At 70.0% G+C, this 26,701-nt stretch carries 24 protein-coding genes and 1 tRNA gene; 11 read left to right on the forward strand and 14 right to left on the reverse strand.

Translation table 11 applies throughout. The annotated features are described in order from the left end of the window. Positions 1 to 124: 124 nt before the first annotated feature. Positions 125 to 940: a class II glutamine amidotransferase gene (locus NJ4_RS08150; protein WP_067432824.1), complete on the reverse strand. Its 816-nt coding sequence runs from the start codon at positions 938 to 940 to the stop codon at positions 125 to 127. A gap of 86 nt (positions 941 to 1,026) precedes the next feature. Between NJ4_RS08150 and NJ4_RS08155 the strand changes: the two genes are divergently transcribed. Together NJ4_RS08155 and NJ4_RS08160 are read left to right on the forward strand one after the other, a co-directional pair. After that, entirely contained in the window at positions 1,027 to 2,166 is a 1,140-nt protein-coding gene (locus NJ4_RS08155) for a carboxylate-amine ligase (protein ID WP_067432897.1), read from the forward strand. 65 nt (positions 2,167 to 2,231) lie between these two features. Then, positions 2,232 to 2,828: a DNA polymerase ligase N-terminal domain-containing protein gene (locus NJ4_RS08160; RefSeq protein ID WP_067432827.1), complete on the forward strand. Its 597-nt coding sequence runs from the start codon at positions 2,232 to 2,234 to the stop codon at positions 2,826 to 2,828. Between the two features lie 106 nt (positions 2,829 to 2,934). Here the strand turns inward: NJ4_RS08160 and NJ4_RS08165 are convergent, their stop codons facing one another. Then, on the reverse strand, positions 2,935 to 5,325 hold the full coding sequence (locus NJ4_RS08165; RefSeq protein WP_067432830.1) for an FdhF/YdeP family oxidoreductase: 2,391 nt from the start codon (positions 5,323 to 5,325) through the stop codon (positions 2,935 to 2,937). Positions 5,326 to 5,472: 147 nt separating this feature from the next. Between NJ4_RS08165 and NJ4_RS08170 the strand changes: the two genes are divergently transcribed. The 3 genes from NJ4_RS08170 to NJ4_RS08175 all read left to right on the forward strand — a co-directional run bounded on the left by NJ4_RS08170 (position 5,473) and on the right by NJ4_RS08175 (position 7,311). Next, positions 5,473 to 6,087, forward strand: coding sequence for an HhH-GDP family DNA glycosylase (locus tag NJ4_RS08170; protein WP_067432899.1), 615 nt, complete (start codon positions 5,473 to 5,475; stop codon positions 6,085 to 6,087). A gap of 75 nt (positions 6,088 to 6,162) precedes the next feature. Continuing rightward, positions 6,163 to 6,324 (forward strand): hypothetical protein, encoded by a 162-nt coding sequence (locus NJ4_RS25595; protein ID WP_157550930.1) that lies wholly within the window; start codon positions 6,163 to 6,165, stop codon positions 6,322 to 6,324. Positions 6,325 to 6,327: 3 nt separating this feature from the next. Continuing rightward, on the forward strand, positions 6,328 to 7,311 hold the full coding sequence (locus tag NJ4_RS08175) for a cation diffusion facilitator family transporter (protein WP_082748296.1): 984 nt from the start codon (positions 6,328 to 6,330) through the stop codon (positions 7,309 to 7,311). A 103-nt stretch (positions 7,312 to 7,414) separates the two neighbouring features. Here the strand turns inward: NJ4_RS08175 and betC are convergent, their stop codons facing one another. After that, on the reverse strand, positions 7,415 to 9,013 hold the full coding sequence (gene betC, locus NJ4_RS08180) for a choline-sulfatase (protein WP_067432832.1): 1,599 nt from the start codon (positions 9,011 to 9,013) through the stop codon (positions 7,415 to 7,417). Between the two features lie 173 nt (positions 9,014 to 9,186). On the opposite strand from betC, the gene NJ4_RS08185 reads away from it, so the two are divergent. Further along, complete coding sequence (locus NJ4_RS08185; RefSeq protein ID WP_067432835.1) at positions 9,187 to 9,810, forward strand: CPBP family intramembrane glutamic endopeptidase; 624 nt, start codon at positions 9,187 to 9,189, stop codon at positions 9,808 to 9,810. A 6-nt stretch (positions 9,811 to 9,816) separates the two neighbouring features. Here the strand turns inward: NJ4_RS08185 and NJ4_RS08190 are convergent, their stop codons facing one another. Next, entirely contained in the window at positions 9,817 to 10,710 is an 894-nt protein-coding gene (locus tag NJ4_RS08190) for an NAD(P)H-binding protein (RefSeq protein ID WP_067432904.1), read from the reverse strand. Between the two features lie 122 nt (positions 10,711 to 10,832). Between NJ4_RS08190 and NJ4_RS08195 the strand changes: the two genes are divergently transcribed. The 3 genes from NJ4_RS08195 to NJ4_RS08205 all read left to right on the forward strand — a co-directional run bounded on the left by NJ4_RS08195 (position 10,833) and on the right by NJ4_RS08205 (position 14,470). Further along, on the forward strand, positions 10,833 to 11,510 hold the full coding sequence (locus tag NJ4_RS08195) for a M15 family metallopeptidase (protein WP_067432839.1): 678 nt from the start codon (positions 10,833 to 10,835) through the stop codon (positions 11,508 to 11,510). Positions 11,511 to 11,547: 37 nt separating this feature from the next. Then, positions 11,548 to 14,064: an ATP-dependent helicase HrpB gene (gene hrpB, locus NJ4_RS08200; protein WP_245644506.1), complete on the forward strand. Its 2,517-nt coding sequence runs from the start codon at positions 11,548 to 11,550 to the stop codon at positions 14,062 to 14,064. Positions 14,065 to 14,396: 332 nt separating this feature from the next. Then, a tRNA-Ile gene (locus NJ4_RS08205) sits at positions 14,397 to 14,470 on the forward strand. Positions 14,471 to 14,560: 90 nt separating this feature from the next. Here NJ4_RS08205 and NJ4_RS08210 read toward each other — a convergent pair. From NJ4_RS08210 to NJ4_RS08230, 5 genes are all read right to left on the reverse strand, one after another. Next, entirely contained in the window at positions 14,561 to 15,667 is a 1,107-nt protein-coding gene (locus tag NJ4_RS08210; protein WP_067432842.1) for a pyridoxal-phosphate-dependent aminotransferase family protein, read from the reverse strand. Positions 15,668 to 15,705: 38 nt separating this feature from the next. Further along, complete coding sequence (locus NJ4_RS08215; RefSeq protein WP_067432844.1) at positions 15,706 to 17,073, reverse strand: FAD-binding oxidoreductase; 1,368 nt, start codon at positions 17,071 to 17,073, stop codon at positions 15,706 to 15,708. Between the two features lie 30 nt (positions 17,074 to 17,103). Then, positions 17,104 to 17,805 (reverse strand): thermonuclease family protein, encoded by a 702-nt coding sequence (locus NJ4_RS08220; RefSeq protein WP_067432847.1) that lies wholly within the window; start codon positions 17,803 to 17,805, stop codon positions 17,104 to 17,106. Positions 17,806 to 17,935: 130 nt separating this feature from the next. Beyond that, positions 17,936 to 19,330, reverse strand: a complete 1,395-nt coding sequence (locus NJ4_RS08225; protein ID WP_067432850.1) for a serine/threonine-protein kinase — start codon at positions 19,328 to 19,330, stop codon at positions 17,936 to 17,938. Between the two features lie 95 nt (positions 19,331 to 19,425). Next, positions 19,426 to 19,968: a hypothetical protein gene (locus NJ4_RS08230; protein ID WP_157550933.1), complete on the reverse strand. Its 543-nt coding sequence runs from the start codon at positions 19,966 to 19,968 to the stop codon at positions 19,426 to 19,428. Positions 19,969 to 20,087: 119 nt separating this feature from the next. Here NJ4_RS08230 and NJ4_RS08235 point away from each other — a divergent pair, with 119 nt between their 5' ends. Continuing rightward, on the forward strand, positions 20,088 to 20,897 hold the full coding sequence (locus tag NJ4_RS08235; protein ID WP_067432856.1) for a PP2C family protein-serine/threonine phosphatase: 810 nt from the start codon (positions 20,088 to 20,090) through the stop codon (positions 20,895 to 20,897). Positions 20,898 to 21,077: 180 nt separating this feature from the next. After that, positions 21,078 to 21,617, forward strand: a complete 540-nt coding sequence (locus NJ4_RS08240; RefSeq protein ID WP_067432859.1) for a DUF3145 domain-containing protein — start codon at positions 21,078 to 21,080, stop codon at positions 21,615 to 21,617. 80 nt (positions 21,618 to 21,697) lie between these two features. On the opposite strand, the gene NJ4_RS08245 is transcribed toward NJ4_RS08240, so the two are convergent. From NJ4_RS08245 to NJ4_RS08265, 5 genes are read right to left on the reverse strand one after another with little or no spacing between them, the layout of a single operon-like run. Continuing rightward, positions 21,698 to 22,567: a crotonase/enoyl-CoA hydratase family protein gene (locus NJ4_RS08245; RefSeq protein WP_067432862.1), complete on the reverse strand. Its 870-nt coding sequence runs from the start codon at positions 22,565 to 22,567 to the stop codon at positions 21,698 to 21,700. Between the two features lie 31 nt (positions 22,568 to 22,598). Then, positions 22,599 to 24,017, reverse strand: a complete 1,419-nt coding sequence (locus NJ4_RS08250; protein ID WP_067432865.1) for an acyl-CoA carboxylase subunit beta — start codon at positions 24,015 to 24,017, stop codon at positions 22,599 to 22,601. Continuing rightward, positions 24,017 to 25,267, reverse strand: coding sequence for a beta-ketoacyl-[acyl-carrier-protein] synthase family protein (locus NJ4_RS08255; RefSeq protein WP_067432868.1), 1,251 nt, complete (start codon positions 25,265 to 25,267; stop codon positions 24,017 to 24,019). Before NJ4_RS08255 ends, NJ4_RS08250 begins: the two co-directional genes overlap by 1 nt. 59 nt (positions 25,268 to 25,326) lie before the next feature. Continuing rightward, positions 25,327 to 25,572: an acyl carrier protein gene (locus tag NJ4_RS08260; protein WP_067432871.1), complete on the reverse strand. Its 246-nt coding sequence runs from the start codon at positions 25,570 to 25,572 to the stop codon at positions 25,327 to 25,329. Between the two features lie 59 nt (positions 25,573 to 25,631). Then, positions 25,632 to 26,630, reverse strand: coding sequence for a beta-ketoacyl-ACP synthase III (locus NJ4_RS08265; protein WP_067432873.1), 999 nt, complete (start codon positions 26,628 to 26,630; stop codon positions 25,632 to 25,634). Positions 26,631 to 26,701 lie beyond the last annotated feature (71 nt).

The raw sequence follows: 26,701 nt of genomic DNA on the forward strand, positions 1-26,701 counted from the left end.
CCAACGCCTCTCACCTCGCCGGGCTGTTGGCCGTGACGCCGTACCAAGCACCGGTTTGACCGTCGACGCATTGTCGGGATGGGGAGGAGGACGCATGCAGGGCACACCGACGTACGTCGTGGGCTCAGTGATCGTCGACGTCCAGGATGGCGATCGGGTCCAACCGGGTGATCTCGCGGGTGGCGAGGTCGACCATGACCGCCGTGTCCGCCGGGACCGGGGTCCAACCCGGCTGGTCCAGGCCGCTGGAGACGATCTCGAGCCCACTGACGTGCTCGCGGTAGTCCATCGCGAAGTACTCCGTGGTGTGACGTGGAGGAATCTCACCCTCGTCGTCGAACAGCTCACGCAGCGCCCGCAAGGGGGAGTCGGCGCGCGAGTTGATGTGGATCGCGAACATGTGGGTCGGGGTGAGCATCAGGGCGTTGAGACTGCACCGGGGGAACTTCTTGATCAGCGTGGACAGTGCCGTGGTCACGCCCACGGCCTCGTCACCGTGCTCCTCGACGCACTGGTGGACGAAGCGGAAGTAGCGTTCGCTGTCGGTGTCGCCGCGCAGCATCGATCGGGTCTCGGGAGTCAACAGGGCCTCGAGGTCGGCGATCGGGAAGATGTGCCCGTTGTGCGCGAAGGCTGCGTCGTGGGCGAAGAACGGATGCGTGTTCTCGGGTCGTACGTCGAGACCGCCCGATGCCCAGCGCAGGTGCACCAGCCCTGCCGAGGAGAGCGACTCACGCACCAGCAGGCCGTAGGTTTCGTCGATGTCTGCCGAGCGCGGCGAGCTGGATGTGCGGGTGGTGCCGTCCTGCGCGTGCCAGGCCATGCCCCAGCCGTCGGAGTGCACCGAGGTCAACGACGTGAAGGCGGCCAGGCCGTCCTCGCCGAGCAGATCGGCCACGGAGCGTGGGGACTGGGTGACATATCCGAAGAGGCGGCACATCTGGAGAGGATCCTTCCGGCGCGGGTGTGTCCCGAGCAACCGAGCCCGCCGGCGGACCGACCGAGCTGCGGCAGTTGGGAGACGCTGTGAACGAGCTTTCTGAGACCGGTACCCCGCTCGAGTTCAGGACAGTCGGGGTCGAGGAGGAGCTCCTGCTGGTGGACGCCGAGACCGGGGCACCCCGGTCGGTGGCCAGCCACGTGCTGCGGGTGGCCCACCAGCGCGGTGATACCGAGGCCGATGCGGACGATGTCGGGGGATCGGTCGGGCCGGAGCTCCAGGAACAGCAGGTCGAGACGGACACTCCTCCCGAGGAGGACCTCGGCCTGCTCGAGATCGAGATCGGCCGGTGGCGGGAGAAGGCGCGCGCGGCCGCCGCCGAGACGGGAACCCTCGTGCTGGCCAGCGGAACCACGCCGCTGCCGGTGCGGCCACGGACGTTCGACGACGAGCGCTACTCAGAGATGACCGAACGGTTCGGGTTGACCGCCAGCGAACAGCTCACCTGCGGCTGTCACGTGCATGTGTCGGTGACCTCGGACGACGAGGCGATCGGCGCCCTGGACCGGATCCGGGTGTGGCTACCGGTGCTGCTGGCGATCAGTGCCAACTCGCCGTTCTGGCAGGGGACCGACTCCGGCTACGAGAGTTACCGCTCGCAGGCGCTGACTCGCTGGCCCACGAACGGGCCGACGCACGTCTTCGGCAGCGGGCGGGCCTACACCGAGCACCTGCGACAGCTCACGGACACGGGAGTGCCGCTCGACGAGGGGATGGCCTACTTCGACGCGCGGCCCTCGCGCAGGTACCCCACCCTCGAGATCCGCGTCGCCGACGTGTGCCTGGACCCGAGGGACGCCGTCCTCGTCGCTGCGCTGGCACGGGCGCTGGTCTCCACGGGTGCCTCGGAGTGGCGACGGGGTGTGGAGCCGGATCCCGCCTCCGTCGCGGTGCTGCGGCTGGCGATGTGGCAGGCGGGCAAGCACGGCACCTCCGGTGATCTCCTCGACCCGGTCACCCACCGGCCGCGCGCGGCACACGAGGTCGTGGACTCCCTGGTCGCCCATGTGGCGACCGCGCTGGGGCCTCCCGGGGACCTGGATCGTGTCGAAGAGGGGGTGCGCCGCCTGTTCTCGCGTGGGACGGGGGCGGCCAGACAACGCAAGATCCTGGCCGAGGAAGGACGGCTCGACCGAGCGGTCCTGCGTCTGGCGCACCTGACGTGAATGGGCGCTGCCGATGCTGCCGTGGTTGACGACGAGCACGTGAAGCCGTGCGGGGAAGGTTGCGAATGACTGAGGACAAGCTCCGCGACTACGAGCGCAAGCGAGACACGGACTCGTCCGGCGAGCCCTCCGCCGGCGGCAGGAAGACGTCGCGGGGCACGCGCACGTCCTTCGTGGTGCAGCGCCACGACGCGAGCTCCCTGCACTTCGACCTCCGTCTCGAGATCGATGGCGTCCTGGTCTCGTGGGCGGTGCCCAAGGGGCCCTCTCTCAATCCGTCCGACAAGCGACTGGCCCACCGCACCGAGGACCATCCGCTCGACTACGTCGACTTCGAGGGTCGCATCGGCGAGGGGTACGGCGCGGGCACCGTCGTGGTGTGGGACACCGGAACCTTCGACAACCTCACCGAGGAGGACGGCGAGGAGGTGGCGCTCGCCCAGGCGTTGGACCACGGCCACCTGAAAGTGGAGCTGCACGGCGAGAAGCTCTCCGGTGGCTTCGCCCTGACCCACACCCGGATGGGCGGCGACGAGGCCAACTGGTTGCTGGTCAAGGTCGACGACGATGGCGCCGACCGTCGCCGGCGACCGACGTCGACGCAGAACGAGTCGGTGCTCAGCGGTCACATCAACGAGGACTTCGAGGGTGACGAGGGTTAGCCCATCCGGTCGAGCCGTTCGCCGGCGTGGCCGAGCGTCTGAGGACTCACTCGCACGTCAGTCCACGCGTCATCGTGGAGTTCGAGCGTGGTGGCCGGGAGAGCCGCTAGCTCAAGTGTTCCGGCGCCACGTCGGACTTGTGGCCGAGGTCGGAGCCGATCGGGGCACCACCGCCCTCCGAGGTGGCGTCGTCGCCGCTGGGCGGCTCCAGCCGGATCACCACGGACTTCGAGGTCGGGCAGTTGCTCCCGCGGGCGGTGGAGTCGAGCGGCACCAGTGGGTTCGCCTCGGGGTAGTAGGCCGCCGCGCAGCCGCGCGGGGTGTCGTACTCCACGATCCGGAACGAGGGCGCGGACCGCTCGGTGCCGTCGTCCCACTCGCTGACCAGGTCGACCATGTCGCCGTTCTCGAAGCCGAGCGCGGTGATGTCGTCGCGGTGCACGAAGACCACCCGCCGCCCGCGTGAGATCCCGCGATAGCGGTCGTCGAGGCCGTAGATCGTGGTGTTGAACTGGTCGTGGCTGCGCAGGCTCTGCAGCAGCAGACGCCCCTCGGGGACGTCGATCACCGCCAGCGGGCTCGGCGTGAAGATCGCCTTGCCGGTCTTGGTGGGGAACTCCCGCGAGTCGCGCGGCGGGTGGGGGAGGACGAACCCGCCCGGCCGGTCCACCTTCTCGTCGTAGGACGCACAGCCGGGAACGACGTGCGAGATCGCCCGACGGACATTGGTGTAGTCGGCGCGGTAGTCCGACCACGGCACGCTGGTGTCGTGGCCCAGGGTGGCCTGGGCCATCGAGGCGATGATGTCCACCTCCGAGCGCAGGTGCTCGCTGGCCGGCTCGAGTGGTCCGCGGGAGGCATGCACCGCCGACATGGAGTCCTCGACGGTGACCCGTTGGTCGATGCCACCGGTGCGGTCTCTCTCGCTGCGCCCCAACGCCGGGAGGATCAGTGCGCTGTGGCCGCAACGCACATGGGAACGGTTCAGCTTCGTGGAGACCATCACGGTCAGCTCCGCGTTCTGCATGGCCTTCTCGGTGACCACGGTGTCCGGCGCCGCGGAGACGAAGTTGCCGCCCATGCCGACGAACACCTTCGCCGTGCCGTCACGCAGTGCCCGGATCGAGTCGACGGTGTCGAGCCCGTTCTCCTGCGGCGGCTCGAAGCCGTACTCCTGCTGGAGTGCGTCGAGGAAGTGCTTCGGCACCTTCTCCCAGATGCCCATGGTGCGGTCGCCCTGCACGTTGGAGTGGCCGCGCACGGGGCACAGCCCGGCGCCGGGCCGCCCGATGTTGCCCTGCAGCAGCGCGACATTGGTGAACTCCTTGATCGTCGCGACCGCGTTGCGGTGTTGGGTGATGCCCATCGCCCAGCAGTGCACGGTGGCACCGGAGTCGATCAGCATCCGCGCACCGCGTGCGATCTCGGCCCGGTCGAGGCCGGTTGCGCGTTCGACCAGGCCCCAGTCGAGAGTGCGGATCTCCTTGGCCCAGTCGTCGAAGCCGGAGGTGTGCTGCACGATGAAGTCCCGGTCGAGCACGCCACCACCACGCCGCTCGTCTTCCTCGAGGAGCAGCAGCCCGAAGGCCTGCCACAGGGCCAGGTCGCCGTTGATCCGCACCGGCAGGTGCAGGTCGGCCAGGTGCGTGCCGACCCCGCTCAGCCCGCGCACCGTCTGAGGATTGTCGAACTTGAGCAGCCCCGCTTCGGGCAGGGGGTTGATCGCCAGGATCTTGGCGCCGTTCTTCTTCGCGACCTCGAGCGCGGTCAGCATCCGCGGATGGTTGGTGCCCGGGTTCTGCCCGCTGATCACGATCAGGTCCGCGTCGTAGATGTCCTGGAGCTGCACCGAGCCCTTGCCGATGCCGATCGCCTCCGCGAGCGCCACCGAGGTCGACTCGTGGCACATGTTCGAGCAGTCGGGCAGGTTGTTGGTGCCGAACTGCCGCGCGAACAGCTGATAGGCGTACGCCGCCTCGTTCGACGTCTTGCCGGACGTGTAGAAGATCGCCTCACCTGGGCTGTCGAGCCCGCGCAACGTGGTGCCGATCAGCGCGAACGCATCGTCCCAGCTGATCGGCTCGTAGTGCGTGGCGTCGCGTCGGCGTACCACCGGGTGCACGAGGCGCCCCTGATGCCCCAGCCAGAAGTCGGTGTGCCGCTCGAGCTCCTGGATGCTGTGCGTGGCGAAGAACTCCGGCGGCACGTGTCGGGTGGTGGCCTCCTCGGCGACGGCCTTGGCGCCGTTCTCGCAGAACTCCGCGGACTTGCGGTGCTCGGGTGCCGGGTCCGGCCACGCGCATCCCTGACAGTCGAAGCCGTCGACCTGGTTGAGCTTGAGCAGGGATCTGGCCGCGCGCAGTGGGCCCATGCTCGCCACGGTCCGTTTCAACGACACCGCGATGCCTGGGATGCCGACGGCGTAGTCCTTGGGGTGACGGACCCAGAGCTCCTTCTCGTCGATGTCCTTGATGGGACTCTTCCGGTTCTTTGACATGGGCCCGCGGTACCCAGTCGTGCCCTCGGCCATGCCGTACGACGACCGAGGCACGACCGCCGGCGCATGACGATCCGCGGCACGGGTACGGGAAGGCATGGAGATCGCCGTTCTCGCCATCATCATCGCCGACGAGCACACCGGGTGGTGAGCACCGCATCGACGCAGGCCGACCGGGTGACCGGTCTGCTGGACGAGCACGGCACCACCTTCGCCGAGGAGGCCGGCATCACCCTGCGCGACAAGCCGGCCCCGCTCTACCAGCTGCTGGTGCTCACCACGTTGTCCGCGACCCGCATCTCTGCCCAGATCGCAGTCGCCGCCGCTCGCGAGCTCTACACCGCCGGCTGGCGGACGCCGGAGAGGATGCGGGACGCGACCTGGCAACAGCGGGTCGATGCCCTGGGCCGCGGTGGCTACCGGCGCTACGACGAGAGCACGTCCACCGCGCTCGAGGAGGCCGCGAGACACCTCATCGACGAATACGGGGGAGACCTCCGCCGGATCAGGCCGGACTGCCACCGGGATCTGCCGCGCCTCCGCGACGCCTTGAGCGCCTTCCCGAGGATCGGCCCGACCGGCGCCGACATCTTCTGTCGGGAGGTGCAACGGGTCTGGCCCGAGGTCGCGCCCTTCTTCGACAAGCGGGCCCTGCGCGGGGCGTCGGCCTATGACCTGCCGACCGATCCGCGCAGGCTGGCCGATCTGGCGCCGCAGGGGAGGATCACCGAGTTCGCGGCCGCGCTCGCTCGGGTGGCCTGATCCCGGAGAGTCGACGTACGGCGCGGGCGCCCCCGGCCTCCGTGTGGTCTCCGACCGCGTGGGTACCGCTACGAGATGAGCGACAACGGGCACGTGGATCCTGATCGCGCCGCCGAGCGCAAAGGGCGCGTCCTGCGCAATCGGGAGAAGATCGGACGTGAGGTGGTCGCGGTCACCGTGGTCGGCGTCCTGGTCGTGCTGGGGGTCTTCTGGCTGATCGTCATGTGGCAGGGCTGACCGGTGGCCGAGCGCGCCGACGCTGGTCGGTCCGGACCGGCCCGGCAGGGAAGTGGCGGCACGGGCGAGGAGTCCCGGCCCACCGTCATCCTCGCGGGCGTGGCCAACCTCGCGATCGCCGTCGCCAAACTGACCGTCGGTACAGTCTCCGGGTCGGCGGCCATGCTCTCCGAGGCCGCCCACTCGGTGGCCGACACGATCAACCAGGGCTTTCTGCTCACGGCTCTGCACCGCAGCCGCAAGCCCGCGGACCGTGAGCACCCCTTCGGCTACGGCATGGAGCGCTACTTCTGGTCGCTGTTGGCGGCCGTCGGCATCTTCGTCCTGGGCGCCGGGTTCTCCGCCTACCAGGGGATCCGGGTGCTGATCGAGAACGAGCCGTCCGGCCCGCCCATGTGGTCGTACGTCGTCCTCGCCGTGGCGTTCCTCTTCGAGGGGACCTCGCTGGCGCGCGGCCTGTGGCAGCTGAGTCACGAAGCGAGCGAGCGAGGAGTGAGCAGCCGCGACCACTTGGCGCACGGGGCCGAGCCTGCGCTGCGACAGGTCGTCTACGAGGACGGCGTCGCGCTGATGGGGATCCTGCTCGCGGCCGGAGGGGTGGCCCTGGAGCACGCGACCGGGCAGCCGGTGTGGGACGCGGTCGCCTCCCTGGCCATCGCGGCACTCCTGATCTGGATCGCCGCGGAGCTGGGCCGGCAGAACCAGCAGCACCTGATCGGCAAGGCGATCGACCCGGAGGTCGAGCAGGGGATCGCCGCGGAGATCGAACGCACCCCGGGCGTCCAGGCCCTGCTGGAGCTGATGACGATGCGCCTCTCACCGGACGAGGTGCTGGTCGCCGCCCGCATCGACCTGGCCGAGGGTCCGACCAGCGACGAGTTCGAGCACGCCGCCGACGATCTCGACGCCCGGATCCAGGCACGCTACCCACAGGTGCGGCACGTCTTCGTCGACCCGACCAGCCCGGACGACGCACACGCACAGTAGGCCGAGCGTCACATGACCAGGTGCTGACGAGCCGGCGGTCCGGGGTACGCAGCAGGAGGCGTCAGTCACCGCGAAAGCCAGGGCGGGGTCGAAACGCCCCTCCTCACGCCCGGGGCGCGCTCTCGTCAGGACGTGGATCCTCGGTGCGGCCGCGGCCAGGTGCCGGCGGGAAGCGGGCGCCACGCTCGACGTCGTTGAGGTCGAGATGGTTGCGCATGTACTGCCCACTGGCGTCTGCCGGAGGTGTGTACTCCCACGGGGTCACGGTGCCGAGACGCAGCGCGGTGTCGACCAGGCGGCGCCGTGACTGGTCGGCGACGACGTCGTCGTAGAGGGCGTCGAGATCCCACTCGTCGGCGACCCTGCGGCGCAATGATGCGACGGCGCCGGCGAGCCCGGGCTCGTCGACGAGGTTCCGCCGCTCCAGCGGATCCGCGGCGAGGTCATAGAGCTGGTCGGGGTCGACGGGGGAGTGCACGAACTTCAGATCACCCTGACGAATCATCAGGATCGGGGCGATCGCACCCTCGCCGCAGTACTCGCCGACGACCTCACGGGGAAGGAGGTCCTGCGCCAGTGGCCGGTCACCACACAGATCAATCAACGAGCGGCCGGCCAGCGGCATCACACTGGGAGGTACGCCGTCACCGGCGAGCTCGGTGATCGTGGGCAGGACGTCGACCAGCGACACGGGATCGGCGACCCGCTTGGGCGCGAACCGGCCGGGCGCGTTGACGATCATCGGGATTCGGGCGGAGTCCTCGAAGAAGCTCATCTTGTACCAGAGGCCACGCTCACCGAGCATGTCACCGTGGTCGGCGAGCAGCACCACGATGGTGTCGTCGCGGACCTGCAGCGCATCCAGGGTCGACATCAGCCGCCCCGTCCACTCGTCGAGGTAGGAGATGTTGGAGTAGTAGGCGCGCCGCGCCCGCCGGGTGTCCTCGGCGGTGATCTCGACCGCGTCCATCGCGCTCAAGCGTCGGAGCCGCTCCGTGTGCGGATCGAGCGGCACGTCGTCGCGGCCGACCGTCGGCAGTGGGATGTCGACGCCGTCGTAGAGGTCCCAGTAGCGCGAGCGAGTGACGTAGGGGTCGTGCGGGTGGGTGAAGCTGACCACGAGCAGCCACGGTCGCTCGTCGTCGGCACGAGCCAGGTCGTGGAGCGCCCGGATGCCCTGGTGGCCGACCTCGTCGTCGTAGAGGAGCTGGTTGGTCACCTCGGCGGTGCCGGCCTCCTTGACGGAGTCCATGTTGTGCATCCACCAGTCGATGCGCTCGTCGGGCTGCAACCAGTTGGGGGTCCACCCGAAGTCCGCCGGATAGATGTCGGTGGTGCGCCGCTCCTCGAAACCGTGCAACTGGTCGGGCCCGACGAAGTGCATCTTGCCGTCCAGAACGGTGCGGTAGCCGGCGAGGCGTGCGTAGTGGGCCAGCGTCGGCTGCGTGCTCGGCATGTAGGCAGCGTTGTCGTAGCCGCCGGTCCCTGAGGGCAGCTGCCCCGTCATCATGCAGTAGCGCGCCGGGGTGCACAGGGGACTGTTGGAGTAGGCCGCGTCGAAGACAACCCCGGTGCGTGCCAAATGGTCGATGGTCGGGGTGACGGTCACCGGATTGCCGTAGCAGCGCAGTGCCGACGGTGCGACCTGGTCGAACATGACGACCAGGACATTCGGCTGCGACTGACCCGTTCTGCCCTCCATGATGCGAGTGTGCCACCTCGTAGTCGTGGCGGCGACCGCGTCACCGACGTGCACGACCCTCGGGTCGCCCTGGACATGGTGCGCAGTGCGGCCACGTTCACCCCGTGGAACAGACCCCCACGATGAAACGACTGTCGCTCTCGTCTCTCGGGACCACTCCCTAGACTCCGGGCATGGAGAGCCACACGGAGCCGGGGCGACGCCGGCTGCGGGTGACGGTCGGCACGGCCGCCCTGGGCGCAGTGCTGCTGGCGGTCTCGCTGCGGATCGAGCCGGGCAGCGCCTGGTTCTATCCCTCCACGCTCGCTCTGGCCGCCGTGTGGGCCGCGGGAGCCTGGGCATCCGGCCCGTTGCACCTGGGCCGGGTCGGCGCCGAGCGCCCTGTGCTGCCTGCGCTCGTCGTCGGTGGCGGCCTGTCGCTGGTGTTCGTGACCGGGGCACTGGTGATCCGTGAGCTGCCGGTGCTCGCCGACCGGGTGGCCGCCGTGCTCGAGTACGCCGCGCAGGGCTCCGTCCCGCTGGTGCTCACGGTGACGGTGGTCAACGGGGTGGCCGAGGAGATGTTCTTCCGTGGTGCGCTCTACGAGGCCGTGCCGTGGCATCCGGTGCTGGTCACGGCCGCGGCGTACGCACTGGTCACGTTGGTGACCGGGAACCCGATGCTGGCCTTCGCGGCTCTCGTGCTCGGTCTCGTGGTCGGTCGCCAGCGACAGATATCCGGCGGCCTGCTCGCGCCGGCGATCACCCACGTCACCTGGTCGGTGACCATGCTCTACGTGTTGCCGTGGCTGTTCTGATCCCCTTCACTCACCGTCGGCCAGCGCCCGGCGTACGGCCTCGGCGTAGGTCAACGGCTCGCCGGGCACGACGTCCCTGATGGAGTGGTCGGTGACCACGACCTCGGTGCCCATCGAGTCGATGAGGTTGCGCCCGGTCGTGACGTCCACGTCGGTCACCAGCGCCAGCCAGTACGACGACAGGCGCGGCGTGAGCAACGGCACCGGAAGGATCGGGAGCGGGCGCCCCTGCACCCGGGCCACCACCTGGAGCATCTCGAGATAGGTGAGCTGGTCGGGGCCACCGATCTCGAAGATCCGGCCCAGCGCGGACTCCTGGCCGATGACACCGGCCAGGTAGCGCACCACGTCGTCGATCGCGATCGGCTGCGTGCGGGTCGAGACCCACTTGGGCACGACCATGGCCGGCAGTCGCTTGACCAGCTGGCGGGTGAGCTCCCACGAGATGCCGCCGTCGCCCACGACGATCGCGGCGCGCAGCACGGTGACCGGCACTCCCGCCTCGCCGAGCAGCTGCTCGACCTCGCGGCGGGAGCGCAGGTGCGCCGACAGATCGGCGTCCTCGGCACCGAGTCCACCGAGGTAGACGATCTGGCGTACGCCGGACGCGGCGGCCACGGCGCCGAACGTGCGTGCGGCGTCGGCGTCGCGCTTCTCGAAGTCGGGACGGTCCAGGGAGTGCACCAGATAGATCGCGACGTCGACGCCGGTCAGGGCGGCGGCCAGCGAGTCGCTGTCGGCGACGTCGCCGAAGACGGCTTCACCCGCGCCGGCGTACTCCTCGGGTCGTCGGGTCATGGCGCGCACCTCGTGGCCGGCCTCCACCAGCACCGGCGCCAGGCGCCGGCCCACGAAGCCGGAGGCGCCGGTGAGCAGGACGGTCGTGTCGTCGTCGGTCATGCGACCCAGCATGGCGGATGCGCACCGCCCGCGACCACGCCTCGCGTGATGAGGCGTTGAGTGAGTCCGACATCCGTGGCAGGGTCGAAGGTCCAGCAGCCGAACCTCTCGGGAGGACTCCCATGCTCGTCAGACTCGCCGTGGCCGCGCTCGCCACACTGGTCATGGCCGCTCCGGCAGCCAGCGCCGTACCGGTCTCCGCGTCGTCGCCTGACGATCCGGAGTTCTCCGCGTCGGTCACCACCGTGTCGGAGGAGTACCGCGACCGGATGATCGGCGTCTCGTGGGAGGAGGGCTGCCCGGTGCCGATCGACGATCTGCGGATCATCGAGATGAACTACTGGGGCTTCGACGGCACGGTCCACGACGGCGGGCAGCTGATGGTGCACAAGGACGTCGCCGACACGGTGGTCACGGTGTTCAGCGAGATGTTCGACGAGGAGTTCCCGATCCGGGGCATGCAGCTGATCGAGGAGTACGACGGCTCCGACGACGCGTCGATGGCCGCCGACAACACGTCGTCGTTCAACTGCCGTCCGATCACCGGCAGCCCGGGCAGGTTCTCGATCCACTCCTACGGCAAGGCGATCGACATCAACACGATCGAGAACCCCTACGTGAAGGGGGACCTTGTGCTGCCGCCGGCCGGCGCGGAGTTCCTCGACCGCGACGACGTCCGGCCCGGCATGATCACCAAGAACGACCCGGTCGTGAAGTCGTTCAAGAAGCGTGGCTTCGACTGGGGCGGCAGCTGGCACTCGCTGAAGGACTACCAGCACTTCGAGGCCAAGAAGTCCTGAGCACGCGCGGCGCGTGACGGTCGGGCACACTGCACGCGTGCCCTCAACGATCGCCCGACTGCTCGCCGACCCGCCCGACCTGCCGGTCGTCGCGGGGTTGCCGGCGATCGCCGAGGCGCTGGCCGGGCGCGGTCTGGCCGTCGTGCACGCGCCTCCCGGAACGGGCAAGACCACGCTGGTGCCACCGTGCGTGGCAGCCGGGGTCGAGGGCCGGGTCGTGGTCACCCAGCCGAGTCGGATCGCGGCCCGCGCCGCCGCTCGACGCCTGGCCGGGCTGCTCGGCGAACGTGTCGGCGAGACCGTCGGGTACGCCGTCCGCGGTGATCGCCGGGTCAGTCCGAGCACAAGGATCGAGGTCGTCACGACCGGGCTGCTGCTGCGCCGGGTCCAGCGCGATCCGGCGCTGCCCGGCGTCGACGCGGTGATCCTCGACGAGGTGCACGAACGGCACCTCGATGCCGACCTGGCTCTGGCCCTGCTGATCGACCTCCGGCGGAACCTGCGCGAGGATCTACGCCTGGTGGCGATGTCCGCGACGATCGAGGCCGAGCGGACGGCGGCCCTGGTGGGCGGTGTCGAGCCGGCGCCCGTGGTCAAGGTGCCCGGGGCCCTGCATCCCGTCGAGCAGGTCTGGTGCCCGCTGCCGGCGGGCCAGCGGCGCACCGACGACCGCGGCATCACCCCGGCCTTTCACGACCACGTCGCCGCGACCGTACGGCGAGCGCTGGCCGAGCACGACGGTGACGTGCTGGTCTTCGTGCCCGGTGTCGCCGAGGTCGATGCGACCGTACGTCGACTCAGCGGCGCCGGTGTCGACGTACATCCCCTGCACGGACGACTGCCGTCCGCCCAGCAGGACCGCGCACTCACCGAGGGACCGTTGCGTCGCGTGGTGGTCTCCACCGCGGTCGCGGAGTCGTCGCTGACCGTGCCCGGCGTGCGCGTGGTCGTGGACGCCGGTTTCTCCAGGGAGCCTCGCACCGACCATCGCCGCGGCCTGGCCGGGCTGGTCACCGTCGCGGTGAGCCGGGCCTCGGCCGAGCAACGAGCGGGTCGAGCCGGACGTCTCGGCCCGGGTGCCGTGCTGCGCTGCTGGTCGGAGGCCGACCACTCCCACCTGGCGGCGCATCCCGAACCCGAGATAGCCACCGCCGACCTCACCTCGTTCGCCCTCGAGGTGGCGCGATGGGGGAGTCCCGACGCTTCGGGACTGGCCCTGCTCGACCCGCCACCGCCCCACGCGATGGCCACGGCGAGATCCGTGTTGCGTGAGCTGGGTGCCGTCGACGATGAGGGTCGCGTCACCCGACGCGGCCAGCGGATCGCCGACGTCCCCGCCGATCCGCGGCTCGCCCGGGCCCTGATCGACGGCGCGCCCCTGGTCGGCGTACGCCGAGCCGCTGAAGTGGTCGCCATGCTCGCCGAGGGAGTGCGCGCACCCGGGGGAGACCTGGTCGCAGCCCTCCGCTCCCTGCGCGGCGGCGGGCGAGACCACTCCGGCTGGGCAAGCCAGGTTCGACGCCTGGAACGCCTGGTCGAGGGCGGACCGACAGAGTCGACACCGGGAACCCTCACCGACGACGTCGCCGTCGGCCTCGTGATCGCCCTCGCCCACCCGGACCGGATCGCCCGCAAGCGCAGGGGAGCGACCACCTATCTGATGGTCTCGGGCACCGGCGCCGAGCTGGATCCGCGCGACCCCGGCCCGCTGTCCGGTCTCGAATGGCTGGCGGTGGCCGATGCCGACCGACGGCCTGGCCGGCGCGAGGCCACGATCCGCTCGGCGGCGCCACTGACCGAGGACCTCGCTCTCGAGGCGGCGGCTCCGCTGTGGGTCGAGACCGAGGACGTCAGCTGGAGCGATGGCCGTGTGCTGGCCCGACAACGCACGCTCCTCGGGGCCATCGAGCTCACCTCGGTGCCGCTTGCCGATCCGCCGCCCGACCTGGTGGCGGCAGCGATCCGGGACGGCCTGGCCGTCGACGGGCTCGAGGTGTTCACCTGGTCGGAGTCGGCTCGCTCGCTGCGAGCCCGACTCTCCTTCCTGCACCGGTCGCTCGGTGATCCGTGGCCCGACGTCAGCGATGACGCGTTGACCGAGAATCTCCAGTCCTGGTTGGGATCTGAGCTTGCCCGGGTGCGCGGCGCGAAGGACTTGCGACGCGTCGACGTGACGAGCGCACTCCGCCGGCTGCTGCCGTGGCCCGCGGCCGGCCGGCTCGACGAACTCGCCCCAGAACGCGTCGACGTCCCCAGTGGGTCCACCATCCGGATCGACTACGAGGCCGAGCAGCCGGTGCTCGCCGTACGCCTCCAGGAGGTCTTCGGCTGGTCGTCGGTCCCAACGCTGGCCGGCGGGCGAGTGCCGTTGCTGCTGCACCTGCTCTCCCCGGCCAGCCGCCCGGCTGCGGTCACCGCCGACCTCGACTCGTTCTGGGACAACGGCTACCCGGGGGTGCGGGCCGACCTACGGGGTCGCTATCCCAAGCATGCCTGGCCCGACGATCCGCGCACGGCACAGGCCACCCGGCGTACCAAGAAGGCTGGCAGCTGAGGACCTTGGTCCCGTGGGAAGCGGGCACGGCAGGCGTATGTTCGACGTGTGGCCGCACGACGTCATCGGGGGCCGGGATTCAGCGCCACGCAACTCGCACTGGCCTGATGGCCGGAAAGGTAAGTCCCATGTCTGTGTCCACCACGATGGTCTGGTTTCTCTGCACGACGGTTGCCGTCACGTCGCTGCTCGCGATCGGCATGCTGGTCGCCGTCCACAGCTACGACAAGCATCGTTAGGACCGACCGGCAGGCTGCTTCCCGATCGTTCGCGCGTGAACCTGGTTGCCCCGGGCCCGGCGACCGACGCCGCCCGGTAGGCTCACCCGCCGAGGGGCGGTAGCTCAGTCGGTTAGAGCAGAGGACTCATAATCCTTGGGTCGTGGGTTCGAGCCCCACCCGCCCTACTCGGGCACGACGGAAGGCACGTGGTGGATCGCCGGCACCAGCCAGATGCATGCGATCCACCCGGTTGCCTCCTGATCAGGGACGGAGCCCTATCGCCCCAGCGTCTCAGCCAGTGCCCCCAGCAGCAGCACGACCGCGTCCGGGCGGGCGTTGGGGCCCATCAGGCCGATCCGCCACACCGATGCGGCGAACTCGCCGGCCCCACCGCCGATCTCGATGTCGTAGCGCTCGAGCAGCGTGCGTCGTACGGCGGCGGAGTCGACCCCGTCCGGGACGCGCACCGTGGTCAGGTCGGGCAGCCGCGAGCCCTTCTCCGCGAAGAGCTCGAGGCCCATCGCCTCGAGCCCGTCCTGGAGCGCTTGACCGGCGGCCGCGTGCCGCGCCCAGACGTTCTCCAGGCCCTCGTCGAGGATGCGGCCAAGTCCCGCGTGCAGTGAGCTGACCATCGCCACCGGCGCGGTGTGGTGGTAGGTGCGCCCACCGCCCTTCGCGCCGGCCTCGCCGACGTACCCACCGAGCAGGCCCAGGTCGAGGTACCACGACTGGGGCCGCTCCACGCGCCGGGCAAACGCGCGGTCGTTGATGGTGAAGGGGGCAAGCCCGGGCGCGACGCCCAGGCACTTCTGGGTGCCGGCGTAGCCCACGTCGATGCCCCAGTCGTCGGCCCGCAGCTCGATGCCTCCGATCGAGGTGACCGCGTCGACGACGAGGAGGGCGTCGGTGGAGGCGTGGACCGCCTCGCCGAGCGCTGCGATGTCGGAGCGGACGCCGGTCGACGTCTCCGCGTGCACCGCGGCCACGATCTTCGGGGAGGGGTGGGCGGCCAGCACCCGTTCCGGGTCGACCGGGGTGCCCCAGGTGTGCTCGACCGGGACCACCTCGGCGCCGCAGCGGCCGGCAACGTCGCACATCCGCTGGCCGAAGAGGCCGTTGACGGCGACCACGACGACATCGCCGGGGTGCACCGTGTTGACGAAGGCCGCCTCCATGCCGGCTGACCCGGTCGCGGAGAGGGGGAGCGTCCGCGCGTTGTCGGTGCCCCACGCCTCACGCAGCCGGTCGCAGGTCTGGTCCATGATCGTGAGGAATTGCGGGTCGAGGTGGCCGAGCAGCGGTCGAGCCAGGCCCTCGGTGGCCTCGGGGTAGGGGTTGGTCGGTCCGGGGCCGAACAGGTGGCGCTGGACGATCGATGTCATGTGTTCTCCTCTGTCGGACTGCGACTACAGCACTGCGACTACAGCACGGCGCCCGGGTTCAGGATGCCGTCGGGATCGAGGGCGTCCTTCACGCGCCTGGTCAGGGCCATCACGTCGGCGCCGAGCTGGTCGGGGAGCGCGCCCTTCTTCGCCCGCCCCACGCCGTGCTCTCCGGTGATGGTCCCACCGAGCGCGATGGCGAGCGCCATCACCTGGTCGAACGCGGTGCGGGCCCCGGTCACGGAGGCGGGGTCGGCGGCGTCGTAGACGACGATCGGGTGGGTGTTGCCGTCGCCGGCGTGGGCCACCACGGCGATCTCGACACCGCACCGCTCGGAGATGTCGGCCATGCCGTCGATCAGGTCGGGGAGCAGCGGGACCGGGACGCCGACGTCTTCGAAGAGCACGCTGCCGCGGTACTCCAGAGCCATGAAGGCGTTGCGACGTGCGGAGACGAACAGGTCGGCCTCGTCGGCGTCGGTGGTGGTGAAGACCTCGGTCGCCGACTCCTCCTCGCAGCACCGGCGGATCACGTCGATCTCGGCCTCGCAGGATGCGCCGTGGGCGTCGGACTGCGCGATCAGCAGCGCCCCGGTCGACCGGTCGAGTCCGTGGGAGCGCCAGTCCTCGACGGCGTTGATCGTTGCGTTGTCCATCAGCTCCAGCATCGAGGACCTGACCCGGTTGCGGATCGCGACCACGGCCCGCGACGCGGCGGTCATCGTGGGAAACGAGCTGACCAGTGTCGCCCCCGCCCGCTGCGCAGGGATCAGCCGCAGGATCGCGCGGGTGATGATGCCGAGAGTGCCCTCGCTGCCGACGAAGAGCTTGAGCAGGGAGAGCCCGGCGACGTCCTTGATCTGCTTGCCGCCGAGGGTCACCAGCGTTCCGTCGGCGAGCACGACGTCCATCCCGAGGACGTAGTCGGTCGTGACGCCGTACTTCACGCAGCACAGGCCGCCGGCATTCGTGGCCAGGTTGCCGCCGATCGAGCAGATCTCGAACGACGACGGGTCAGGGGGGTACCACAGTCCGTGCTCGGCCGCGGCCCGCTTGACCTCGACGTTGAGGGCGCCCGGCTCGACGACGGCGACCTGGCAGGCCGGGTCGATCTCGATTGCGCGCATCCGGTCCAGCGAGATGGTGATCCCGCCGTCGACGGCCGAGGAGCCGCCCGACAGTCCGGTCCCGGCGCCGCGTGGCACGACGGGTGTCCGGTGGGCGGCCGCCCACCGGACCGCCTGCTGCACCTGGCCGGCCGTCTCGGCGCGGACCACGGCGAGGGGCACCCCGGCCGAGCCGTCCCGCGCGAAGTCCTCGCGGTACTTCTCGACCTCGGCTGCACCGGTCACCACCACCCCTGGGGGCAGCGCGGCAACCAGCTCGGCGACGGTGTCGACCTCCATGGGCACGAGTGTGCCAGTGATCGGGCCAGGTCAGGCTCGGCAGGTGCGCCAGTTGCCCAGTCGGGCACCCTTCGCGGCCGCCTGCGCGTTGCGGTAGCTGCGGGTCAGCTGGAACGGCTTGCCGGCGTAGACGTAGACCTTGGCGAACCCGCGGCGCACCTGCACGCGGTTCATGTCCGCGCCGGAGGACGCCTTGACGACGTAGCGGAGGTCGCGGCCGTAGCGGTCGGCGTAGGCCTGGGTCGGGTCGGAGCGCAGCCGCACCTTGGTGCCGACGGGCAGCAGCTTCTTCAGCGACCTCGAGGCGGCCGGGCCGCCGCACTGGACGCCGCCGTAGACCTCGGGGGTGTTGATGCCGATGAACCGCACGGTCCGGCGACGGCCGTTGCCCAGGCGCACCTTGACCGTGTCACCGTCGATGACCTTGGTGATCCGGGCGAGCTGGCGGATCACGGCCTTTGGCTTGGGCTTCGTGGTGCCGGTCTCGCCGGAGCCGGTGCTGCCGCAGGGGCAGGGCAGCGACTCGCACGCTCGGCCGTCGTTGTCCGAACCGTCCAGGCGGTGCGGGTCGGCAGCGGGGTTGTGGTTCTCGAAGAACGTCTGCGCCGCCCGCTGGGTCGAGAAGTCGGAGCAGTCCAGGTCGCCGAGCGCGTACGACGGCGCGGCCAGCGAGAGTGCGCCGGCGACCAGCGCCAGCGCGAGCAGGAAGGGTGCAAGGACAGTGCGCAGCATGGAGTTCCCCCAGAGACGAATCGAAGACGTTGCCAGGAGACTAGGTAGCCGCTGTCGCCGTTCGCAGCACAACGAGGTGTCGATGCCCCGTGCGGGCCACGGAGTCTGACCGATCGGTTGCCGGGGTGGGTCAGAACTCGTCGTCGATCAGGTAGGTGCCGTCGTCGTAGGTCAGCTGGAGCTGTACGTCGTCGCTGCGGTTCTTGCCGGCCTTCATCGTGTAGTCGACGTGATAGCTGATCACCAGCGACTCGGGGTCCGCGACGATGTCGGAGACGCGGGCCTGCGCGATGGTGCCCCAGAAGCTCGTGTAGGACCCGAAGCCGTTGCTGGCGTCCTGGAACTTCGGGGTGAGCATCTCCCAGTTGCTGCCCGGGTCGGAGGTGACCGTGTCGAGATAGGACGTGATGAACTGCGACATCCCGTCGGCGGTCGGCACGTCAGTCGCCGTCTCGGACCCGGTGTCGGTCGACGTACTGCCTGTGGTCGTGTTGCCCTTGGGGGAGTCGTTGTCGCGGGTCGCCAGCCAGCCCCCGACCCCGGCAAGGGCCAGGACGAGGAGCACCACGGCCACGACCGCGGCCCACGGCTTCTTGCGCGGCCGCGCCGTGTGCGTCGGACCCGACTGCCGAGGGGGAGGCGGCTGGGTCTGGGGGATCACCGCGGTCTCGTGAGCGGCCGGCGGTGAGACCGGGGCCATCGACACGGGCAGCGGGGGCGGTACGGCCCGACCCGCTCCGGCCTTGAGGAAGTCGGCCACCTGCTGCGCCGTCCATCGCCCGGCCGGGTCGCGGTGCATGGTGGCCAGCAACAAGGGCGCCAGCCACCCGGCGCGGTCGGTGCGCGGAGGCTCCTCGTGCACCAGACGGTAGAGGGCGCCGATCAGGTTCTCGGTGGTCTCGTAGGGCGGCGCGCCGGTGACCGCGTGGAAGACCGTGGCGCCCAGGGACCACACATCGCTCGCCGGAGTGGCGCCGGCGCCCGAGGCCACCTCCGGTGCCAGGTAGGCCGGGGAGCCGGTGACCATGCCGGTCTGGGTCAAGGTCGGGTCGTTGCGGGTCCGGGCGATCCCGAAGTCGCCCAGCTTGACCCTCCGGTCGGCGGTGACCAGCATGTTCCCGGGCTTGATGTCGCGGTGCACGATGCCGGCTCGGTGAGCAGCCGCGAGAGCGATCGCGGCCTGCCCGACCAGATGGGCGGTCTCGTCGGGGTCGAGGGATCCACTGCTGCGGATGACGTCGCCCAGGTTCCGCGAGACGACGTACTCCATGACCAGCCAGTGGTCGTGACCCTCGGTGACGAGGTCGTAGACCGCGACCACGTGCTCGTGGTTCAGCATCGCCGAGACCCGCGCCTCGCGACCGACGCGTTCGAGATCGGCGCCGTCGGTGCCCGGCAGCAGTCCCACCCGCTTCAGCGCGACGTCGCGTCCGAGTACGACGTCCCGGGCCAGCCAGACCGCACCCATGCCCCCGCGTCCGATCTCGCGATCGAGCTCGTAGCGACCAGCAATCAGTGTGCCCACAGGACCTCCTTCCCTCGGCTTCTGCGGATCCTATTCCGCGGGTGTGCATGCACCGCCTCCGACGGCGGGGCTCATCTCGTCATCGGAGGGTGCGGTCAGCCGATGACGACGAACTCGTACTCCGGCCCGAACGGGTCGGTGCCGCGTTGGAGGCCGTCGCGGAAGGTCAGCTCCACCGGCTCGAGGTGCAGCGCAACCGCAGCAGTGGACTGGATGCTCACCATCAGCTGGTCGTTGCCCAGCCGCAGGCTGTTGCCCTCGGCGGGGATCACGTCGTCGCAGAACCTGTCGGGCGCGGTGGTCTGCGAGATCGCGCCGTCGCGGCAGATCCAGGCCTCGACCTCGAGGCCGTCGGCGTCCAGACCGTTGGTGGAGTCGCCGGCCGTGCGGAACGCCGCCTTGCTGATCGCCAGCTCGCGGTCGACCGAGCCGTCGACCGTGACCCCGACGTAGACCCGCTGCTCCACCTTCGCTGACGCGGTCACGGTGCGGTCGGCGAGTGGAAGGGCCGCCGGATGACCCATCCACCAGAGGCCGACGGCCACGAGCACGAAGAGCACCGGCAGCCACAGCCACGCCACCCAGCGTCTCCGCGCGACCACGAGGCCACCTGGGGTCGGCCCCGCAAGAGTCTGCATGCGGACAGATTAAGGGGAACCGCCGGTTTTGGCCCGGTTTGGGGTCGGGGGAGACGATTGTCTTGACGATTTCCCTCGTCAACCGCTCTACTTCCTCCTACCAAGGAAGAGGTGTCGCCATGTTGAGGTTCTCGGGCTCCGGTGTGACAGACGTGGGTCTCGTGCGCGACCACAACGAGGATTCCGCCTTCGTCGGCCCCTACCTGGCCCTGGTCGCCGACGGGGTCGGAGGCGCCGCCGCCGGCGAGATCGCCTCGGCCACCACGACGTACGCCGTCTCGGCGCTGGCGCTCGGCCGACCCGACGCCGACCCGCGTGAGGTCCTGCGCGAAGCGGTCGCGTTGGCCCGCGTCCAGCTGCTCGAAGGCGTCACCCACGACGTACGCCGTGCCGGCATGGCCACGACCCTGACCGCGGTGGCCACCGACGGTTCGCGTGTCGCGCTGGCCCATGTCGGCGACTCCCGTGCCTACCTGGTGCACGAAGGGAGGTTGGCACAGCTCTCCAGCGACCACACCTATGTGCAGCAGCTGGTCGAGCAGGGGCACCTGACCACCGATCAGGCGCGGGTGCACCCGTGGAAGAACGTCGTGCTGCGGGCCCTGCCCGGCAGCGATGTCGGAGAGGTCGAGGTCGCGGACGTTCTCGAGCTCGACGTCGCCCCGGGTGATCGGCTCCTGTTGTGCAGTGACGGGCTGAGCGACCTCGTGACGGATGACCAGTTGTCCGAGGCGCTCGCACTGGGCGATCCGCAGTCCGCCGCCGCCACCCTGGTGGAGGAGGCCCTGGCCGCCGGCGGGGTCGACAACATCACGTGTGTGGTCCTCGATGTGGTCGATGGTCCGCGGGTCGTGGGGGACGGCGTCCTGCTCGGCGCGGTTCGTGACCTGCACAACGTCGTGAATCCGTCCGCGGTCCAGACTCCCTGAGCCGCTCCCGCGTCGGGTTGTCGGCCGCTCCGTCGGCCGGGTCGCGGCAATGTTGGGCGTTCCGCTGGTCTTCCGGGGCAACATGGGTCACAATGGCTTCATAACTACACATGTGTCACTTGTGTGATTTCATCTCGCATTGTCGTAGACCGCTGGGGAAGGCGTATCTCGACGCCTGAGATGGAGGAGGTCACAGTGACCACGACTGCAACGCGCACCAACACCCAGACGACGAGGGGAATCCTCTTCGTCCACTCAGCGCCGTCCGCACTGTGCCCGCACATCGAGTGGGCCGTGGGCGGCGTACTCGGTGTTGCCGTGAGCCTGGAGTGGACCCCGCAGCCTGCCCAGGCCGGGACCTACCGGGCCGAGCTCTCCTGGACCGGAGACGCCGGCTCGGCCGCAGCTGTCGCCTCGGCACTGCGCGGCTGGAACCATCTGCGCTTCGAGATCACCGAGGAGCCGACCTCGAGCACCGAGGGCGCCCGCTACTCCTTCACGCCCGAGCTCGGCGTCTTCCACGCGGTGACCGGCCTGCACGGGGACATCATGATCCCCGAGGACCGGCTCAAGGCAGCCGTCGTCAAGGCGGCCCTGGGTGACACGACGATCCTCAACGAGGTCGACAAGCTGCTCGGCAAGCCGTGGGACGACGAGCTCGAGACCTTCCGTCACGCCGGAGACGGCGCTCCCGTGCGCTGGCTGCACCAGGTCGTCTGACCCGCGAGAGCGAGTCCATGGAGCGCACGGTCAGGTTCCTGCGACGCAACCTGGCCTGAGCGGGCTGAGCGCCCGGGTGCTCACCAGGGATAGAACGGCGGCATCTCCGAGGCCTTGCCGGTGAACGTGGGGTCGCGCTTCTCGAGGAACGAGGCGACCCCCTCCTTGCCGTCCGCCCGGGAGGTGTAGAACATCGCCAGCGAGTCCACCTCGTGTGCCGCCATCGGATGTGCGGCGGCACTGTTGCGGTACATCATCTGCCGGGCCAGCGCGACAGCGACCGGCGAGCGGTTGTCGGTGAACTTCCGGGCCAGGGCGTAGGCCGCCTCGAGCAGCTCGTCGGCCGGGTGCACAGACTTCACCAAACGTCCTTCGCGGGCCTCTTCGGCGGTGAGGATGTCGGCGGAGTAGACCCATTCCAGTGCCTGGGAGATGCCGACGATGCGCGGCAGGAACCACGTCGAAGCGGCTTCCGGGGTGATCCCGATCTTGCCGAAGACGAAGCCGATGCGGGCCTTCTCGGAGGCCAGGCGCACGTCCATCGCGCACACCATGGTGGCTCCGATGCCGACCGCGGCACCGTTGATCGCGGCGATCACCGGCTTCTTGCACTCGAAGATGGCCAAGGTGACCCGACCGCCGGTGTCGCGGACGCCGTCGTGGATCGCCGGGTCGTCCCGCCGCTCCCGCATGTCGTCGAGCGTGGGTTCCTGGGTCTCGTCGAGGCCGAAGACGTTGCCCTCACGGGTGAGGTCCATGCCGGCGCAGAACGCCTTGCCGGCCCCGGTGACCACGATGGCGCGTACGTCGTCATCGTCACTGGCCCGCCGGAATGCCGCCTCGAGCTCATCGGCCATCGTCACCGTGAACGAGTTCATCTGCTCGGGCCGGTCCAGGGTCAGCGTCAGGATGCCGTCGGCGACGTCGTAGAGCAGCGTTTGGTAGGTCATGCCCGCAGGCTATCCGTCGTGGGGCAGGGAGTCAGAGGGGGATGTTCCCGTGGTCGCCACGCATCTCGGCGGCGCCGGCGATGGCACGGGCCAGGGCGGTGCGGGTCACGTCGGGCTCGATGATCTCGTCGACCACGCCGATCTCGACGGCCTTCTGCACGCCGCCGGAGATCCGCTCGTGCTCGAGCGCCAGCTCGGCCTCGACCTGGGGGCGGATGTCGGGGGCGACGTCGGCCAGCTTGCGGCGGTGCAGGATGCGGATCGCGGCGACCGCGCCCATCACGGCCACCTCGGCGCCGGGCCACGCGAAGACCCGGGTGGCGCCCAGCGAGCGGGAGTTCATCGCGATGTAGGCACCGCCGTAGGTCTTGCGAGTCACCAGCGTCACGCGGGGTACGACGGCCTCACCGAACGCGTGCAGCAGCTTCGCGCCACGGCGTACGACGCCGTCCCACTCCTGGCCGACACCGGGCAGGTAGCCGGGAACGTCGACCAGCACCACGAGCGGCACGCCGAACGCGTCGCACATGCGCACGAACCGGGCGGCCTTCTCGGCCGAGGCGGAGTCGAGGCAGCCACCCAGGCGCATCGGGTTGTTGGCGACGACACCGACCGTGCGACCACCCAGGCGGCCGAGTGCGGTGACGATGTTGGGAGCCCAGCGGGCGTGCAGCTCCTGGACCGTGTCGGTGTCGAGGACCTCCTCGACCAGCGGGTGCACGTCGTAGGCGCGCTTCTTCGACTCGGGGAGCACAGCGGCCAGGTCGCGGTCCTCGATCGTGTCCAGGTCCATCGCCCCCTGGGCGCCGAGCAGGGTGGCCACACGGCGCCCACGCTCGAGTGCCTCGTCCTCGGTCTCGGTGAGGATGTGCACGACACCGGAACGACGTCCGTGCGGCTCGGGACCACCCAGACGCGCCATGTCGACGTCCTCGCCGGTCACCGAGCGGACCACGTCGGGTCCGGTCACGAAGATCCGACCCTCAGGCCCGAGGATCACCACGTCGGTCAGCGCGGGGCCGTAGGCGGCGCCACCGGCGGCCGCACCGAGCACGATCGAGATCTGCGGGATCTTGCCCGAGGCCTGGGTCATGATGTGGAAGATCTCACCGACCGCGTGCAGCGAGAGCACGCCCTCGGCGAGCCGGGCGCCACCCGAGTGCCACAGACCGACGACCGGCACGTCGTCGGCGAGGGCCCGGCGGTAGGCCACCAGCACGGCCTTGCAGCCCTGGTCGCCCATCGCGCCGCCCATGACCGTGGGGTCGGAGCAGAACGCGACGACGGGGGAGCCGTTGACCAGGCCGCGGGCGGCCAGCATGCCGGAGCCGTCGTCCTCGGTGAGCGTGTCGAGCGTGCCCTCGTCGAAGAACGCCCCCATCCGCCTGAGCGGGTGCCGGGAGTCCTCCGCGCGAGCCGGCTTGGTCCCCGTGGTGGCGACCGCGGTCATCAGATGCTGCCGAATGCGACGGCGACGTTGGCGCCGCCGAACCCGAACGAGTTGTTGAGCGCCACGATGTCGCCCTGGGGCAGGTCACGGGCCTTGGTGGGGATGTCGAGCTCGACCAACGGGTCCTTGTTGTCGAGGTTGATCGTCGGCGGGCTGACCCGGTCTCGGATCGCCAGGATGCAGGCGACGGCCTCGAGGGCGCCGGCGCCGCCGAGCAGGTGGCCGGTCATCGACTTGGTGGAGGTGACCACGCAGTTGTCGACCTGGTCACCCAGCGTGGCGTGCAGCATCAGACCCTCGGCCACGTCGCCTTGCGGCGTCGAGGTCGCGTGCGCATTGACGTGGACGACGTCACGCGGGCTGAAGTCGCCGGAGTCGATCGCGAGCTGGATGGCGCGGGTGCCACCACGGCCCTCGGGGTCGGGCTGGGCGATGTCGTGGGCGTCGTTGCTGATGCCCGAACCCATCACCTGGGCATAGATCCTGGCGCCACGGGCCAGGGCGTGCTCCTCGGACTCGAGCACGAGGATGCCGGCGCCCTCACCGAGCACGAAGCCGTCGCGACCGGTGTCCCACGGTCGCGAGACCGTGGTCGGGTCGCCGCCCTCCTCGCTGCCGGTCTTCGAGAGCGCCATCATCTGGGCGAACGCGGCCATCGGCAGGGGGTGGATCGCGGCCTCGGTGCCACCGGCCACGACCACGTCGGCACGGCCGAGACGGATCTGGTCGAGGGCCATCGAGATCGCCTCGTTGCCGGACGCGCAGGCGGACGTCGGTGCGTTGACCGCGCCGCGTGCGCCGACGTAGAGGCCGACGTTGGCCGCCGGGGCGTTGGGCATCAGCATCGGGACGGAGAGGGGGGAGACCCGGCGGGCGCCCTTCTCCTTGAGCGTGTCGTAGTTGGCGAGCAGGGTGGTGACCCCGCCGATGCCCGACGCGACGGCGACACCGGTGCGGGTGCCGTCGAGCTCGACACCCTCAAGACCCGCATCCCGCCAGGCTTCCATGGCCGCGATCATGGCGAACTGTGCCGACCGGTCGAGGCGACGTGCCTTGACCCGGTCGAGCACCTCGCTGGGCTCCACGGCGATGCGCCCGGCGATCTTCACCGGGATGTCCGCGGCCCACTCGTCGTCGAGACGACGTACGCCGGAGGTGCCGGCCAGCAGCGCCGACCAGGTGCTGGCGACGTCTCCGCCGACAGGGCTGGTGGTGCCGAGTCCGGTGACGACCACGCGCTTGAGAGACATGGGGTTCCTTCGCGGTTGGGGGATGCGGGCCGTTGAGGGCCCGGGGTGTTCGGGGTGGGTCAGCTGGCGGCGTTCTCGATGAACGAGACCGCGTCGCCGACCGTCTTGAGGTTCTTGACCTGGTCGTCGGGGATCGAGACGCCGAACTTCTCCTCGCAGGCCACGACGACCTCGACCATGGAGAGCGAGTCGACGTCGAGGTCGTCGACGAACGACTTCTCGAGCTGGACGTCGTCAGCGGGGATGCCGGCGACCTCGTTGACGATCTCGGCGAGGTCGGAGCGGATCTCTTCAGTGGTGGCCATGCCGGTTCTCCTTGTGTGGTGCGGGTGGTGGGTTGGTCCTACAGATGTAGCAGATGAGGCTAGGGAACGGTGACGACCTGGGCGGCGTACGCCAGGCCGGCACCGAAGGCGATGAGCAGGGCGGTGTCACCACTGCGCGCCTCTCCCTCGGCCATCATGCGTTCGAGGGCGAGGGGGACCGAGGCTGCCGAGGTGTTGCCGGCGTCGACGATGTCGCGCGCAATGCGCACGGTGTCGGGCAGCTTCATCGAGCGGGCCATCGTGTCGGTGATGCGGTTGTTGGCCTGGTGGGGCACGAAGACGTCGAGCTGGTCGGCGGTGATGCCGGCCCGGTCGAGGGCTTCCTGGGCCACCTTGGCCATCTCGAAGGCGGCCCAGCGGAACACGGCGCTGCCCTCCATGATCAGGTGCGGCATCTGCGGGTCGTCGGAGGCGATCACGTCACGCCAGTCGTGGTTCTGGCGGATGTAGTCGTAGTGCTCGCCGTCGGAGCCCCACACGACCGGGCCGATGCCGGGTACGTCGGAGGGACCGACCACGACCGCACCGGCTCCGTCGGCGAAGATGAACGCCGTGCCGCGATCGGTCGGGCTGGTGATGTCGGAGAGGCGTTCGACACCAACGACCAGCACGTGGCGCGACGAGCCGGCCCGCACCATGTCGGCGGCCAGCGAGACGCCGTGGCAGAAACCGGCGCAGGCCGCGGAGATGTCGAATGCCGCAGCCGTGGTGCCCAGCTCGTGCGCGATCAGTGAGGCCGCGGACGGGGTCTGCATCAGGTGGCTGACCGTGGCGACGATGATGCAGTCGACCTGGTCGGCGGCGATGCCGGCGGCGTCCAGTGCCTGCTTCGAGGCCGCGACCGACATCATCGGAACGGTCTCGTCGTCCTCGGCGAAGCGGCGGGTCTTGATGCCGGAGCGCTGCTGGATCCACTCGTCACTGGAGTCGATCGCGTCGACCACCTCGGAGTTCGGGACCACACGGCGGGGGCGGTAGGCACCGACTCCGAGGATGGCAGCGTGTGCCGATCCGGAAGCGGCAGTCAGAGCGGTCATCAGGCAGCACCCTTCGGGTGGAGTCGGAGCAATGGTTGGCCGGGGGAGACCAGGTCGCCGTCCTCGACGAG

It is taken from the genome of Nocardioides jensenii JCM 1364 = NBRC 14755 (genome assembly GCF_001552535.1).
Classification (GTDB): Bacteria; Actinomycetota; Actinomycetes; order Propionibacteriales; family Nocardioidaceae; genus Nocardioides; species Nocardioides jensenii.

What these genes read in the sequence shown, in the direction of transcription:
- NJ4_RS08150 (WP_067432824.1), bottom strand. Translation starts at nt 940, where the DNA reads ATGTGCCGCCTCTTCGGATATGTCACCCAGTCCCCACGCTCCGTGGCC.
- NJ4_RS08160 (WP_067432827.1), top strand. Translation starts at nt 2,232, where the DNA reads ATGACTGAGGACAAGCTCCGCGACTACGAGCGCAAGCGAGACACGGAC.
- NJ4_RS08165 (WP_067432830.1), bottom strand. Translation starts at nt 5,325, where the DNA reads ATGTCAAAGAACCGGAAGAGTCCCATCAAGGACATCGACGAGAAGGAG.
- NJ4_RS25595 (WP_157550930.1), top strand. Translation starts at nt 6,163, where the DNA reads ATGAGCGACAACGGGCACGTGGATCCTGATCGCGCCGCCGAGCGCAAA.
- betC (WP_067432832.1), bottom strand. Translation starts at nt 9,013, where the DNA reads ATGGAGGGCAGAACGGGTCAGTCGCAGCCGAATGTCCTGGTCGTCATG.
- NJ4_RS08185 (WP_067432835.1), top strand. Translation starts at nt 9,187, where the DNA reads ATGGAGAGCCACACGGAGCCGGGGCGACGCCGGCTGCGGGTGACGGTC.
- NJ4_RS08190 (WP_067432904.1), bottom strand. Translation starts at nt 10,710, where the DNA reads ATGACCGACGACGACACGACCGTCCTGCTCACCGGCGCCTCCGGCTTC.
- NJ4_RS08195 (WP_067432839.1), top strand. Translation starts at nt 10,833, where the DNA reads ATGCTCGTCAGACTCGCCGTGGCCGCGCTCGCCACACTGGTCATGGCC.
- NJ4_RS08210 (WP_067432842.1), bottom strand. Translation starts at nt 15,667, where the DNA reads ATGACATCGATCGTCCAGCGCCACCTGTTCGGCCCCGGACCGACCAAC.
- NJ4_RS08215 (WP_067432844.1), bottom strand. Translation starts at nt 17,073, where the DNA reads ATGGAGGTCGACACCGTCGCCGAGCTGGTTGCCGCGCTGCCCCCAGGG.
- NJ4_RS08220 (WP_067432847.1), bottom strand. Translation starts at nt 17,805, where the DNA reads ATGCTGCGCACTGTCCTTGCACCCTTCCTGCTCGCGCTGGCGCTGGTC.
- NJ4_RS08230 (WP_157550933.1), bottom strand. Translation starts at nt 19,968, where the DNA reads ATGCAGACTCTTGCGGGGCCGACCCCAGGTGGCCTCGTGGTCGCGCGG.
- NJ4_RS08235 (WP_067432856.1), top strand. Translation starts at nt 20,088, where the DNA reads ATGTTGAGGTTCTCGGGCTCCGGTGTGACAGACGTGGGTCTCGTGCGC.
- NJ4_RS08240 (WP_067432859.1), top strand. Translation starts at nt 21,078, where the DNA reads ATGGAGGAGGTCACAGTGACCACGACTGCAACGCGCACCAACACCCAG.
- NJ4_RS08245 (WP_067432862.1), bottom strand. Translation starts at nt 22,567, where the DNA reads ATGACCTACCAAACGCTGCTCTACGACGTCGCCGACGGCATCCTGACG.
- NJ4_RS08250 (WP_067432865.1), bottom strand. Translation starts at nt 24,017, where the DNA reads ATGACCGCGGTCGCCACCACGGGGACCAAGCCGGCTCGCGCGGAGGAC.
- NJ4_RS08255 (WP_067432868.1), bottom strand. Translation starts at nt 25,267, where the DNA reads ATGTCTCTCAAGCGCGTGGTCGTCACCGGACTCGGCACCACCAGCCCT.
- NJ4_RS08260 (WP_067432871.1), bottom strand. Translation starts at nt 25,572, where the DNA reads ATGGCCACCACTGAAGAGATCCGCTCCGACCTCGCCGAGATCGTCAAC.
- NJ4_RS08265 (WP_067432873.1), bottom strand. Translation starts at nt 26,630, where the DNA reads ATGACCGCTCTGACTGCCGCTTCCGGATCGGCACACGCTGCCATCCTC.